The sequence below is a fragment of the Geothrix fuzhouensis genome (genome assembly GCF_024609325.1).
In the GTDB taxonomy this organism is placed as follows: Bacteria; Acidobacteriota; Holophagae; order Holophagales; family Holophagaceae; genus Geothrix; species Geothrix fuzhouensis.
On sequence record NZ_JANHMQ010000001.1, the window covers coordinates 98,494 to 112,041 of the forward strand.

Consider the following 13,548-nt stretch of genomic DNA (forward strand, 5'->3'; position numbering starts at 1 on the left):
AGGTCCAGCCCGGATATGACACTCCCGGCCGGGCAATCGTCGCCGGTTTGCACAGAGGGAGGCTGGGGGAATGCACAGGCGACTCCTGACAGGACAGGGGAAGGAATCGAGTCTAACGGGCCTCCGCTGGATTCCCAAGGGGACGGGGATCACGTCTGGTATGGAATGATGGAAGCAGATGTTCCCCATCACCTTCCCCGGAGCGCTGATCTCGTGCGCCTGATCTCCCTCGAACTTCACGGTTTCAAGTCCTTCGCTGACGCCCAGAAGCTCAGCTTCCCCGGGGGCATGACTGCGGTCGTGGGGCCCAACGGCTGCGGCAAATCCAACATCTCCGACAGCCTCGCCTGGGTGCTTGGCGAGCAGCGGGCCTCCATGCTGCGGGGCGCGGAGATGGCCGACGTGATCTTCGCGGGCACCGCGCAGCGCCGGGCCACGGGCATGGCCGAGGTGAAACTGGTTCTCGATATGCCCGATCCCACCCTGCCGGGGTCCACCCGGGAGGTGACCATCTCGCGCCGCCTGTATCGCGATACCGGCAGCGAATACCGCATCAACGGCCGGGAGGCGCGGCTCAAGGATGTGCAGGACCTCCTGCTGGATACGGGCATGGGCACCCGGGCCTACAGCTTCATCCAGCAGGGCCAGATCGACCTGATCCTCAGCAGCAAGCCCAAGGACCGGCGCCTGCTGCTGGAGGAAGCGGCGGGGATCACGCGGTACAAACTGCGCCGGGCGGATGCGGAGAAGCGCCTGGAGGAGACCCGGAGCAACCTCCAGCGGCTCGACGACATCCTCTACGAGCTCAACAAGCAGATGGATTCGCTCCGCCGCCAAGCTGCCCGGGCGCGCAAGGCCAAGGAACTGGACACGGAGATCAAGGCCACCCAGCGGATTCTGCTCGCCGGGAAGGTGGTGGAACTGGAGGACGCCAAACAGCGCATCCTGGACGATCTGGACACGACCGAGCGGCGGGTGGCCGAGCTCACCGCGCAGGTATCCGAGAAGGCCTCTGAGGTCGAGGCCCTGCGCCTGTCCGTGGACGAGCAGCAGCAGGCCCAGGCGAAGCGCGCCAGCGCTATGCTCGGGCTGGATCAACGCCTCCAGCTGGCCGATCAGGAGCGCAGCTTCCAGGAGGACCGGAGGAGCGAAGCGCAGGACCAGCGGAACCGCCTGGAAGAACACATCCAGATGCTGGTGGCGCGGCTGGCCGAATCCGGCGATTCCTTCACCGCGCTGGAAGCCCAGTTGAAGGCGGCTGGCGAGCGACTCGCCCAGCAGGAGGCGGAGCTGGCCAAGGCTGAGGAGGCCGTCGCCCTGGCCCAGGGCACCCTCCGGCATGCGGAGGCGGATCTCCATGCCCTCCGGGAGCGGAAGGCGGAAGCCCAGAAAGAGGCCCTGGGGCGCCAGAAGCAGCGCATCGGACTGCAGACCCAGGTCGCCCAGTTGGAGGGTCGCCTGGACACCCTCAACCACGAGGAATCCGTCCGCGCGCCGCGGCTGGAAAGCCTCGAGGCTGAGGCCGGCCAGGTGGAGCGCACTCTGGAGGGTCTGCTGGCCCAGCTAGAGCGGGCCGAGGAGGCCTCGCTGGACCAGCGGCGCCGGGCGGAGCAGCTGGAGGAGGCCCAGCGGACCCTGGCCCAGGATCACCATCGGGCAGAGGCCGAATTGGACGCGGCGGAGCGGCGTCTGAGGCAAATCTCCGACCTGCTGGCCAAGAGCTTCGGCGAGGCCGAGCTCCAGAAGGGGCTCACCTGGCTGCGGGAACAAGGCGTTCGACCCCAGACCCTCGTGGATCTGCTCACGGTGGAAGAGGCCGTGCGACCGGACCTGGAGCGACTCTTAGGTGGCTGGCTGCAGGTCGTGGCGGCCGATGCAGCACTGGCTGGTCGCGCCGCCGAAGCTCCAGGCCACCTGCTGTTGGCCCTGGAGTCCCAAGCGAACCTCTCGCCCATCCCTGAAGGCTGCGAGGCCCTGCGCGACCACCTTCGCTGGGCCGGTGGAGCGGAGCGCCCCCTGGGCGGTCTGCTGGACCGTGCCTTCCGGTGTGCGGACGCAGCGTTGCCGGCCCTGGCTCTGGCCCACCCCGAGTTGGCCTTTGTATCTCCAGCTTACGTGCGTCTGCCCTTCGGCCCGGTGCAGGTGGGCGTGTCCGCGCCGGCGGCCTCGCCGCTGAAGCTGCGGGCGGAGCAGGAGGAGGCCAAGGGCACTCGTGAGGCCCTGCTGGACAGGATCGAGGACCTGGAGGCTCGGCGCGGGCGGGGCGGCGACGAAAGCCGGGCCGCCCGGGAGCGGTCGGTGGAGATCGACGAGGATCTGCGGGCCCTGCGGCGCAGGGCGGACACCCTGAAGTCCCAGCGGACTTCGCTGCAGGCTCAGTTGGCTGAAATCAGGGCCGCCAGTGAGCGGGCGGATGCCCTTTGGGAGCAGATCGAGGCTGAGATCAAGGGGCTCCAGGGGCAGCTCAGGGAGCTGGAGGCCCACCCGGAAGAGGCGAACGACACCGCCCTGGAAGAGGCCATCCAGCAGGCGGAGACTCTGGTCCGCGAGACCCGGCATCGGCTGGACGAGCGCCGCGACCAGCGCATGGAGGCCGCGCGCAGCCGGGATGCGGTCTGGGCGGAGCGGGATGGCCATGAGCGGCATCTCCAGCTGGCCCAGCGGGGCCGGTTTGATCTGGACGCGGAACGGCAACGCCAAGAGGTCGAGGCCGCGGAGCAGACCAGCCGGATGGAGACCTGTGCCCGGCGGTTGACGGAACTGGAAGCTGAATCCCAGGCCCTGCTGAGGGACCGGGAAGGTGTGCATGCCCAGGCCCAGGAGGCCCAGCCTCGACTGGAGCTGGACCAGGAAACGCTGCGAGTACAGGAACGGGCGGCCCGTGAATTCCAGGAGGCGCTGGAAAATGCCCGGGCCCAGCACCAGGAGGTGTTGATCCATGGCGCCCAGGTGCAGGGCAGCCAGGAGGCCCTGGCCAAGGAGATCGAGCTGGCGCTGGGGCTCGATATTCCCGCCTTTCTCGCCGGCATCAGCGAGGCGGAACGGGAGGCCTGGTCCGAAGGCGAGCTGGTCCACCAGACCCACCTGAACGAGCTTCAGGGCCGGCGCATGGACCTGGGCGGCGTGAATCCCCTGGCCATCCAGGAGCTGGAGGAGGCGGAAACCCGCATGGCCTTCATGAACGAGCAGCGGGCGGATGTCACCGCCGCCATCGGCAACCTGGAGTCAACCATCCAGGAAATCAACGCCACCAGTGAGGAGCGGTTCCGGGAGGCCTTCGACTTCGTGAACAACCGCTTCCAGGAAGTCTTCCGCGAAGCCTTTGGTGGCGGCCAGGCCCAGTTGAGCTTGGAGGATCCGAAGAACCTGCTGGAGTGCGGCATTGAGATCACCGCCCAGCCCCCCGGCAAGAGCGCCAAGGCCCTCACGCTGCTGAGCGGGGGCGAGAAGGCGCTGACGGCCATCTCCCTCCTCTTCGCCATTTTCCATTTCAAGCCCAGCCCCTTCTGCGTGCTGGACGAGGTGGACGCCCCCCTCGACGAGGCCAATGTGGGCCGCTTCGCCGCCATGGTCCAGAAAATGAAGGCCGACACCCAGTTCATCGTCATCACCCACCAGAAGCCCACCATGGTCGCGGCCGACACCCTCTACGGCGTCACGATGGAAGAGGCGGGATGTTCGCGGCTGGTGAGCGTCCAGCTTCGGGAAGCCGAAGCCCTCGTCTAAGAACCCGGTGTGACGGAATGGATGGCGTAAGGTCTTTTCGCCTCCCTCTTCCCGCCCGGTATGGGCACTTGGCCTGTCAATGCGAAAGAAAGCGTAAATTGTGGAAAACCCCATTCCGGAGTTGATTGGCAAATGCCGCGATCGTATTTAATGTAAAAATTGATATAATTGATCTTTAATCCACAAGGATGACGCTTAAAAAGTCCACGAAGTCCGTCTCCCGACAGGATTTAGGTCCGTCGGAAAGGATCAATCCACAGGCTTTTCCACAGAGGCTCGGCTGCGGTTTGTAACTATCTGGTAACGCTGGGGTGACGGGAGGTATCAGCCTTCCAACTCAGCGGCGAGGAACTCCGGTCGCAGCCACTCGCGAAGGGTCTCCTCCGCCACACCCAGCCGGGTGAGATGCTCGGTGGCCATCTTCATGCTCTGACCCGCGTCGCGGCAGATGAGCAGGCGTTGCTTCCAAGCCTCTGTGGCACGGGTGTGGAGCTCTGGCTCACCCTGCTCCATGCGCTTCTCGAGCACGAATCCCAGATTGTTGGCCGCTTTGCGGTGGCTGGGCTCCAGGGTCAGGGCCTTCTCGTAGGCCTCCGTGGCCTCCTTCAGGCGACCCGCCACTTCCAGGGCCACGCCCCGGGCATTCCACACGTCGGAATCATCCGGGGCCAGGGCCATGGCCTGGTCCACCATGCTCATCTGGTCCTCGCTCCGGTTGGCGGCGCGGTAGACCTCAGACAGGCCCAGGTAGGCACTGTATTCGCTGGGATCGTTTTCCAGAGCCTGGAGGAAGGCCTGCTCAGCGGCGGGTCCCTGCCGGGTCTCGATGAGGGCGTAGCCGAGCTGGACCTGAAGATCCGCCGCGTCGGGCTCGCGCACCAGGGCTTCGCGGTAGCAGCGGAGGGCATCGTCCCAGCGGCATTCCTCGCGGGCCATGTCGCCCAGGGCGGCCCAGGGGTTCGAGGCCTCGGGGTCCGTCTCGGTGGCGAGGCTGAAGTAGGAGACGGCACCCTCACGGTCGCCCATGTCACGCTTCAGTTCGCCCAGCAGGGCCTGGGCTTCCGCCAGGACGGGGACGGGAGGGGCGAGCAGCATCAGCGTGTGGAGCTGACCTTGAGCCAATTCCAGGTGGCCCTGCTCGCTGAAGATCTCCGCGAGGATGAAGTAGCTGGCAGGATCACACACATGCAGGCTGCGGGCTCGCTGGATGCAGCGCAGACCTTCCGCGAGCTCACCGCGCTTCAGCAGCATCTCGCCCAGCGCATGCCAGCCCCAGTAGTAGGAAGCGTCCGTCTGAAGCGCTGCCACCAGCTGCGCCTCGGCCCCGGCCCAGTCGGCCAGCTGGTCCATGGCGATGGCGAGCAGGCGGAGGGTGCGGGGATCCTTGGGCCGCAGGGTCAGGGCCTTCAACAGCCAGGCCTTGGCCTCGGCGGGATGGCCACGATGGAGTTGCACGAGGCCGGTGAGTTCAAGGGCCTTGGGATCCTGGCCGTCCAGGGCGAGAGCCTGCTGGAGGGCGAGCTCGGCACCGTCGAGGTCCTGCAGGAGGAGGCGCAGGTAGCCCAGGTTGCGCAGGTGGCCGCCGTGGGTCGGGTGCTCATCGCGGAGGGATTCAAGCTGACCCAGCAGCTCCAGACCCTCCTCTTCCTCCGTGTTATCGCTGAAGCAGAGCAGGCGCTCGAACCAGGCGTCCGCATGGGACCGGTCCTCGACCAGGAGCTGGTCGAGAATCTCCTGAGCCTCCGCGTGGCGGGCGCGACCGTTGAAGGCGCGGGCCAACTTGAGGCGGTCTTCAAAGGAGTTCCCGGCGGCGGTCTTGAGCGCCGTCAGGTCGGGGTCGAGCAGCTTGAGCCAGGGGCGTACCATGGGGTGCCTCGTGAGGGACTCCAGGGTATCACCCAAGCGCAGCGGCCAACCCGTCACAAAGCAGGCGCGCCATGGCTCCGCGGGTCTCCACGGTGGCGGATCCCAGGTGGGGCAGCAAGACTGCGCGAGGCGCTTTCAACCAACGGGGGTTGAGACGCGGTTCACCTTCGTAGACATCCAAGCCCACGCCGCCGAGGTGGCCAGACGCCAGCAGATCGATGGCGGCGTTCTCATCCATGATGCCGCCGCGGGCGGTGTTGATGATCACTGCACCCTCGGGCAGCTTCTCCAGTGCAGCGCGGTCCAGCATGCCGCGGGTCTGGTCCGTGAGCGGGCAGTGCAGGGACAGCACGGCGCTGCGATGCAGCAGGTCCACCAGGGGCAGGCGTGGCGCCCGACCCGCGCCGAAGTCCACGGTGCCGCCATGGCCCTCGCGGTCCCAGAAGAAGGGGGTCATGCCCAGGGCCTGGGCGCGGCGGGCGAAGGCCTGGCCGATGGGACCGCTGCCCAAGATGCCGCAAGCCTTGCCTGCGAGGCCAGGGCCCAACAGCTGGTCCGGTGCCCAGCCTTTCCATTCACCGGAGCGCACCAGCGCCTCACCTTCGGCGACGCGGCGGGTGACCGCCATGAGCAACGCCAGCGCGATGTCGGCCGTTGCATCCGTCAGCACGCCAGGGGTGTTCACCACGGCAATGCCACGGGTCTGGCAGGCTTTCACGGGCAGGTGGTTCACGCCCACGGAGTAGGTGCCGATGGCCTTCAGGTTGGGCGCCGCGTCGAGGTCGGCCTCGGTGATGGGTTCGGAGAGCATCACCACCAGGGCCTCGGCCTCGGGCAGGGCGGCGTTCCATTCGGGGGATCGGAAAGCGGCCAGGCGCAGTTCCGGGAAGCGGGCGCCGAGCTCGGTCAGGGCCGGACCGACAAGAGGGGAGGTGGAGAGGATTCGCGTGCTCATCGCTGCAGGGCCTTCAAAGCAAGGCGGATGGCCTCCGCCAGGGGCGGCTTCGAGGTACGGAGGTTCGCCACCACCGGCAGCACCACCTCCTCCTTGAACCCAAGATTCGTCATCGCGGAACGCAGGCTCTCCTCCCAGGGATCGCCAGAGGCAATGCCGGAGAGGCCTTCCAGGCCCGAGAGGCCGCCCATCTTTTCTGATAACTCAAAGCACATCTTCTCGGCGGTCTTCTTCCCCACGCCGGGGATGCGCGTGAGGACCTTCACGTCGCGGCTCCGCAGGGCCTGCACCAGGTCCTCCAGAGACAGCGCCCCCAGGGCTGCCAGCGCCAGCTTGGGCCCGACACCGTCCACTTTCACCAGCAGCCGATAGAGTTGCCGCTCCTGGGTGGAGGAGAACCCAAGCAGCGCGATCTCGTTCTCGCGCACCAGCAATTCCGTGTGCAACGTCACCTGCGTGCCCGCTTCCGGCAGCAGACCGTAGGTGGAAAGGCTGATGGCCGCGGCGTAGCCCACGCCCCCGCATTCGACAAGGGCCAGGTTCGGCAGCTTCTGGATGAGTTCCCCGCGCAGACGTCCGATCATGCCTCGAGGATACCGGAAGAAGGGCCGCGCTCTGGTTTGCTAAGAGGTCGTAACAATACCCGACGATGCCGCGATGAAGCCAGGCGGGATGCACCGCAAGGAAGGGCCCGCAGGGCAACGTGGTTCGTTGTTCAAGGGACCTGACGCCGCGGGGCGCCCGCCTGGCTTCATCCCTCCGGGCGAGGGGTGGCGGGCGTCGCGATGCCGCGTCACGCTCGTCGCGCGTAGTACCCGCTACGCTTCGACTCGCGTTCCTCGCCTCGCTCGCCCGGCACCCCTCGCGCGGCGACGTGGGGTTTTGTTACGACCTCTAAAGCCAGTAGCGGACCAGGGAATCCAGCAACCGCGCGACCACATCCTGGTTGCGGCGGTCCCGTTCCGCCCGGCCCGGCAGTTCCGGATAGGCCGGGATCGGGTCATGCAGGGTCTGGCCGACTTCCGGGCCCAGGAGGTGCCGCCAGCGATCCAGCCATGCTTGGGGGAGCTTCTCAGGGATCGGCAGATCCATCAGGGTGAGGTAGAGGATCGTCCAGACCCGGGCCACCACCTGGGCTTCGTAGCCACCGCCCAGTGTGAAGAGCGCCCGACCCTGGGTGTGGGCATCGGCCAGAGCCAGGATTCTGCGGTAGAGCGCCTGGAAGGTCTGGGTGGTCAACGCCAGATCTCCGAGCGGATCGGCGAAGTGCGCATCGGCGCCAGCCTGGACCACCAGCACGTGGGGCGAGAACTCGGCCAGAGTCCGCGGAATGACGGCCTCGAAGGCTTCCAGGTAGCTCTCGGCCTCGGTGAAGGGCTCCAGGGGCACGTTCACGCTCAGGCCCCGTGCGGAGCCGGTGCCCAATTCCTGGATGTGGCCGGTGCCAGGATAGAGGTAGTGACCGGTCTCGTGGAGGCTGATGGTCAGCACCCGGTCATTGCCGTAGAACAGGTTCTGGACGCCGTCGGCGTGGTGGAGATCGATGTCCAGGTAGGCCACGCGCCAGCCGTGGGCCACGAAGGCCTGGATGGCCACGGCCAGATCGTTGTACATGCAGAAGCCAGCGGCCCGGTCCTTCTGGGCGTGGTGCAAGCCACCGCCCAGTTGGAGGACGCGCGTTTCGGCTCCCGCCATCAGCAGCCGTGCGCCGTGAAGGGTTCCACCCACCAGCCACCGGGCGGCGAGATCCATGCCCGGAAAGATGGGGTTGTCGGGCGTGCCCAGGCCGAACTGCTCGGCGTCGGGCCGAGCCTCGCCACGATCCAGGGCCTCGACCATGGCCACGAAGGCCTCGTCATGGATGGAGAGGATCTCTTCTCGCGTGGCGGCTGGTGGTGCGATGGGCGAGGTCGGATGGCCCAGACAATGGATCAGATCCAGGAGCATCCCGAGCCGCGCCGGCGTGAAGGGATGTTCTGGACCGAAGTCGTACCCGGCGTACTCCGGGCGGTAGATCAGCGCTGGCATGGCTGGTGGTTCACGACAAGCCCCCGCGCTGCGGCAACGCCGGGTTCAGTTGGGAACTCTTGGGCAGGGGCCAGAGAATGGTGAATTCGGCCGCCCTGAGTTCCTCGGCCAGGAGACGGATCTGGTTGGAATCGACCCTCAGTACCGTGCGGATTGCGTCGGGTGATGGGTAGGTGAGGATGGAGTGGATGTTGACGTGGCGGATGGCGAGGAAGGCGGTCAGGCGGGCCAATTCCCCCGGCCGGTCCTTGAGGGCCACTTCCAGCCGGGAGGACGGCTTGGTAACCCCCGTGAGGATCATCAGGGCGTCCAGCAGATCCATCCCGGTCAGGATGCCCACCAACTCCCCTCCGTCCACCACAGGCAGGCAGCCGATCTTGTGCTCCCGCATGATCCGCGCGGCATCCTCCACGGGATCCAGAGGGTCGGCCGTCAGGGGGGGGGTGCTCATGGCCCCAGAGACGGGATCCTCGGCCGTGCGGGGGGTGTGGCAGAAATTGCTGGTGGCGAACCGGAGATCCCGATCCGTGAGAATGCCCACCAGGCGCCCCTGGTCCACCACGGGGAGGTGGCGGAATCCTCGGTCCTGGAGCAGCTGGAAGGCTTCGCCGATGGTGGCCTCGACGGAGATCACCGTCACCGGCTTGCGCATCATTTCCTTTACCAGCATGGCGATCCTCCTTCGGGTTCAGGGCTTGCGGAAGCCGACCTGGGTGAAGGTCAGCCGCAGGTCGGGTTGCAGGGGCAGGGGGCTGACAGCGCCCGTCTCACCGTGGACGGCCACCTGGGCTTCCAAGGTGGAGAGCCAGGGCAGCTCCTCCACGAGCTGGGTCAGGCGGCCCAGGGTTTCACCGAGGCCGCTGGAGGGGAGCAGGTGCATCCGCTCAAGGACATCCGCGATATCCAGGTCCGTGAGGGGGGTGATCCGGAGGATCGACCCCACGCCTTGGCGATGGAAGCGCCAGATGGGCCCGAAATCGGGATCCGTCGTGAGGTTCAACGCCACTCTCGGACCCCGTCGCTCTGCGGGTTCCGGGAGGTTCGTGACGGGCACGCCGAAGAGCCCCATGAGCTCCCTGGCTTGGACGGCCGACAAGATCGATTGCGCCGAATCAGGCAGCCGCTCAACGAGCTGTTCCACGCGGCGACGGGCTTCCCCGGCGTTGATGTCCGCATAGCCCAGAAACCGGCCCGGCGGTTGCCGGCGGAAGTGGGCGTACTGCACCACCTTGGACAGCGCCAGGGCGGCCGATTCCGGAAAGCGGTAGGACGGGAAGGTGCGGTGCAAGCCGCCGCCCTCGCCCAGGGCGGCCGCTCCGACGGGGACTGCGCCGCTCACGCCCATGAGCGAGAGCAGGGTCGGCTTGGCGATGCCTGTCGATTGCTCGGCGCGCACCGCGGCCCGCCGGATGGCCCGGGCCACCAGGGCTGGGTCGCAGTCCCCCAGGCAGGCGAACGAGGCGATGAGGGCATCCACTTCGGGATGTTCGAGGGCTTCCCGGCAGGCCTTCTCGTAGTGCTCTGGTGTGGCCATGGCGTGCAGGTCCACCACGCCGGGGCCGGCGATGCGCATGCCGTGGGATTCGCAGGCATCCGCGCAGATCGTCGCGACGCCGCCCGAGTTGCTGACAATGGCCACGCGGTCGCCCTGCGGCAAAGGCTGGTGCGACAGCAGCAGCGCGATGTCGAACAGATCCTCCAGGGTGTCTGCCCGGATCACGCCCGCCTGATGGAAGAGGGCCTCCACTTCGGCGTCGTTCTGGGGGCTGGCCGCGATGTGGGCCTGGGCGACGCGGCGCCCGGCATGGCTCCGGGCGCTCTTCACGCAGAGGACCGGCTTGCGATGGGAGATCCGGCGGGCCAGGCGGGCGAACCGACGGGGGTTTCCGAAAGTCTCCAGGTAGAGCAGGGCCAGATCGGTGTCCGGATCCTCCTCCCAGTACTGGAGCAGGTCGTTCCCCGAGACGTCGGCCCGGTTTCCAGCGGAGACAAACGAAGAGAAGCCCAGCCCGCGCTCGGCGGCATACTGCAGGATCACCACGCCCAGGGCCGCGGAATGACTGAAGAATCCGACCCGGCCACGAGGAGGCATCACCGTGGCCAAGCTGGCGTTCAATTGGACGGCGGCATGGGTGTTCAAGAGACCCAGACAGTTGGGGCCCACGAGCCGCGCCCCCCGGCTGCGGGCAAGCCGCACCAGACGCTCCTGGCGCCGGGCGCCCTCCGGACCCGTTTCCGCAAACCCGGCCGTGAGCACCAGGAGGCCGCGGGTGCCCTTGTCCAGAGCCCGCTTGGCCAGGGCAAGGACCTTGGTGGCGGGGACGGCCAGGACCACCAGATCCGGGGACTCCGGCAGGGAGGCCAGGGAAGGATAGGCCTGCACGCCTTCGATGGTCTTAGCCCTGGGGTTGACGGGATAGACCGTGCCCTGGAAGCCTCCCTTGAGGATGTTGCGGAAAATGATGCTCCCCACGGAGGCGGGATCGCGGGAGGCGCCCACCACGGCCACGGTCCCGGGCCGCAGGAGTGGAACCAGGGAGTTGGCTGTGGCCACGCGTTCGCGGGTCTCCGCTCGTTCCCGCTGGGCCTCAGGGGCGCTCAAGGGGAAGCGCACATGGATGATGCCGCCTTCCATGGCCCGGGTGGTCTCGAACCCGGAGTCCTGGAAGACATTGGCCATCTTCTTGTTCTCGTAGAGAAGCTCAGCCTCGAAACCCACGTAGCCGGCGCCCGCCGCCAGGCCCGCCAGGCGTTCCAGGATCAACGTGCCGATGCCCCGGCCCTGGTGCGCGTCCCCGATCATGAAGGCGACTTCGGCGACGGCTCCTCCATCGCCCACATAGTTTCCCAGACCGAGCACCTGCTGGTCCGCCCCCTCACCCTCGATGGCGAGAAGGCAGGCTCGCTGATGGGGATTCTCGTCGCAGAGGTCCTCCACGAACTTCCGGGAGACGCTGGACACGCCGCCCATGAAGCGCATGGCCATGCTTTCGCGAGAGAGCCCCTGGATGAAGGCGGTCACCCGTTCCACATCATCGGGAGAGGCGATCCGCAGGAGGACGCCCTGGCCATCCTTCAGCAGGACGAATTCCCGGTAACCTGCGCCGTCAGGGATGATGCTGAACACAGGAGGCCTCGCGGATATGGTCCAACGCGACCACCCTACCATGCCCAGTCAGGGTGCAGATTCCGCCGACGGCCCTTTCTTCTCCTCTAGGTCCTTTTTCATCCTGGACGGCCGAACCGGGGCCTTCTAGATTGCTAGATAACCCCCAACGCCCAGGAGGACCAGATGAATGGTCGCGAAGCCTTTCTCCATGCCAGGGACTTCCTCGTTCAACACCGGGAGGACTACGACAAGGCCTGCCGTGACTTCCGTTGGCCGGTCCTGGATACCTTCAACTGGGCCCTCGACTACTTCGATGTCTACGCCGCCGGGAACCAGCGTCCCGCACTGTGGATCGTCGAGGAGAACGGAACGGAAACGAAGGTCACCTTCCAGGAGCTTTCCATCCGCAGCAGCCAGGTGGCCAATTCGCTGAGGGCTCTGGGCGTCAAGCGGGGCGACGGCGTGCTGGTCATGCTGGACAACGTCCTTCCCCTTTGGGAAGTGATGCTGGCCTGCATCAAGCTGGGGGCGGTGCTCGTCCCCTCCACCCTGCTGCTCTCCCAGGCGGACCTCCAGGACCGGATCGAGCGGGGCGGGATCCGGCATCTGGTGGTGGATGCGGCCCAGACGGCCAAGTTCGACGGCCTGGATGCGGGCCTCAACCGCATCAGTGTGGGTGCGAAGGTCCAGGGCTGGCATGACGTCTCCGAGCTCTACGGAGGGGCCGCCTTGTTCGAGCCGGACGCGGTCACCCGTGCCACGGACCCCATGCTGCTGTACTTCACGTCGGGCACCACGGCGAAACCCAAGCTCGTGGTACACACCCACCAGTCCTATCCCGTGGGCCACCTCTCCACGATGTACTGGGTGGGCCTCCGCGAGGGGGACATCCACTACAACATCAGCTCGCCTGGCTGGGCGAAGCACGCCTGGAGCAGCTTCTTCGCACCCTGGAACGCCGGGGCCTGCATCTTCGTTTACCGCTCCGCCCGGTTCAGTGCCTCGGCCACCCTGCAGGTCATCGTGGACAAGGGCGTGACCACCCTCTGCGCGCCCCCCACCGTGTGGCGCCTGTTCATCCAGGAGGATCTCGCGGCGTACAAGGTGAAACTCCGGGCCCTGGTCGGCGCCGGTGAGCCCCTGAACCCCGAGGTCATCAGCCAGGTCGAGAAGGCCTGGGGCCTCACCATCCGCGATGGCTACGGCCAGACCGAGACCACCGCCATCGTGGGCAACTCACCCGGCCAGGCGGTCAAGGCCGGGTCCATGGGCCGCCCGCTGCCGGGCTTCACGGTGACGCTCCTGGACGGGGACGGGAAGGAAGCCGAAGAGGGCGAGATCGCCCTCAAGCTGAACCCCCGGCCGACGAGCCTCATGGCTGGCTACAAGGACGACCCGTCGAAGATGCAGAAGGCCGAGGCCGAGGGCTACTACCGCACTGGGGACGTGGCCACCCGGGATGCGGATGGCTACCTCTGCTTCGTCGGTCGGGCCGACGATGTCTTCAAGAGCTCCGACTACCGCATCAGCCCCTTCGAGCTGGAGTCCTTCCTGATCGAACATGAAGCCGTGGCTGAAGCGGCCGTGGTGCCCAGCCCGGATCCACTCAAGCTGTCGGTGCCCAAGGCCTACATCATCCTCCGGGCCGGGGTCCAGCCCGATCGGGCCACCGCCTTGGCCCTGTTCAAATTCATCCGCGAGCGGATCTCCCCTTACAAACGCATCCGGATCATCGAGTTCGGCGATCTTCCCAAGACGATTTCGGGCAAGATCCGGCGGGTGGAACTCCGGAAGCGGGCGGCTGATCCGACTTCGTCTTCCCTCGAATTTCGTGAAGAGCAGTTCCCTGAACTGAAGTAGTTCC

Annotated in this window: 8 protein-coding genes; 2 read left to right on the plus strand and 6 right to left on the minus strand. The window is 66.8% G+C overall.

Annotated elements, in window-relative coordinates:
- Positions 1-213 precede the first annotated feature (213 nt).
- Positions 214-3,726 carry a chromosome segregation protein SMC gene (gene smc / locus NOV74_RS00465; protein ID WP_257308325.1) on the plus strand — a complete coding sequence of 1,171 codons (3,513 nt, stop codon included), beginning with the start codon at positions 214-216 and terminating at the stop codon, positions 3,724-3,726.
- Between the two features lie 324 nt (positions 3,727-4,050).
- Here the strand turns inward: smc and NOV74_RS00470 are convergent, their stop codons facing one another.
- The 6 genes from NOV74_RS00470 to NOV74_RS00495 all read right to left on the minus strand — a co-directional run bounded on the left by NOV74_RS00470 (position 4,051) and on the right by NOV74_RS00495 (position 11,702).
- Positions 4,051-5,592 carry a tetratricopeptide repeat protein gene (locus NOV74_RS00470; protein ID WP_257308326.1) on the minus strand — a complete coding sequence of 514 codons (1,542 nt, stop codon included), beginning with the start codon at positions 5,590-5,592 and terminating at the stop codon, positions 4,051-4,053.
- Between the two features lie 28 nt (positions 5,593-5,620).
- Positions 5,621-6,547: a 2-hydroxyacid dehydrogenase gene (locus NOV74_RS00475; protein WP_257308328.1), complete on the minus strand. Its 927-nt coding sequence runs from the start codon at positions 6,545-6,547 to the stop codon at positions 5,621-5,623.
- Positions 6,544-7,131: a Holliday junction branch migration protein RuvA gene (gene ruvA / locus NOV74_RS00480; protein WP_257308330.1), complete on the minus strand. Its 588-nt coding sequence runs from the start codon at positions 7,129-7,131 to the stop codon at positions 6,544-6,546. Before ruvA ends, NOV74_RS00475 begins: the two co-directional genes overlap by 4 nt.
- A 310-nt stretch (positions 7,132-7,441) precedes the next feature.
- Entirely contained in the window at positions 7,442-8,575 is a 1,134-nt protein-coding gene (locus NOV74_RS00485) for an acetoin utilization protein AcuC (protein WP_257308332.1), read from the minus strand.
- 10 nt (positions 8,576-8,585) lie between these two features.
- Complete coding sequence (locus NOV74_RS00490) at positions 8,586-9,245, minus strand: CBS and ACT domain-containing protein (protein WP_257308334.1); 660 nt, start codon at positions 9,243-9,245, stop codon at positions 8,586-8,588.
- Positions 9,246-9,263: 18 nt separating this feature from the next.
- Positions 9,264-11,702 (minus strand): bifunctional acetate--CoA ligase family protein/GNAT family N-acetyltransferase, encoded by a 2,439-nt coding sequence (locus NOV74_RS00495; protein ID WP_257308335.1) that lies wholly within the window; start codon positions 11,700-11,702, stop codon positions 9,264-9,266.
- A gap of 165 nt (positions 11,703-11,867) precedes the next feature.
- On the opposite strand from NOV74_RS00495, the gene NOV74_RS00500 reads away from it, so the two are divergent.
- On the plus strand, positions 11,868-13,544 hold the full coding sequence (locus tag NOV74_RS00500) for an AMP-binding protein (protein ID WP_257308337.1): 1,677 nt from the start codon (positions 11,868-11,870) through the stop codon (positions 13,542-13,544).
- Positions 13,545-13,548 lie beyond the last annotated feature (4 nt).

What these genes read in the sequence shown, in the direction of transcription:
- NOV74_RS00470 (WP_257308326.1), bottom strand. Translation starts at nt 5,592, where the DNA reads ATGGTACGCCCCTGGCTCAAGCTGCTCGACCCCGACCTGACGGCGCTC.
- NOV74_RS00475 (WP_257308328.1), bottom strand. Translation starts at nt 6,547, where the DNA reads ATGAGCACGCGAATCCTCTCCACCTCCCCTCTTGTCGGTCCGGCCCTG.
- ruvA (WP_257308330.1), bottom strand. Translation starts at nt 7,131, where the DNA reads ATGATCGGACGTCTGCGCGGGGAACTCATCCAGAAGCTGCCGAACCTG.
- NOV74_RS00485 (WP_257308332.1), bottom strand. Translation starts at nt 8,575, where the DNA reads ATGCCAGCGCTGATCTACCGCCCGGAGTACGCCGGGTACGACTTCGGT.
- NOV74_RS00490 (WP_257308334.1), bottom strand. Translation starts at nt 9,245, where the DNA reads ATGCTGGTAAAGGAAATGATGCGCAAGCCGGTGACGGTGATCTCCGTC.
- NOV74_RS00500 (WP_257308337.1), top strand. Translation starts at nt 11,868, where the DNA reads ATGAATGGTCGCGAAGCCTTTCTCCATGCCAGGGACTTCCTCGTTCAA.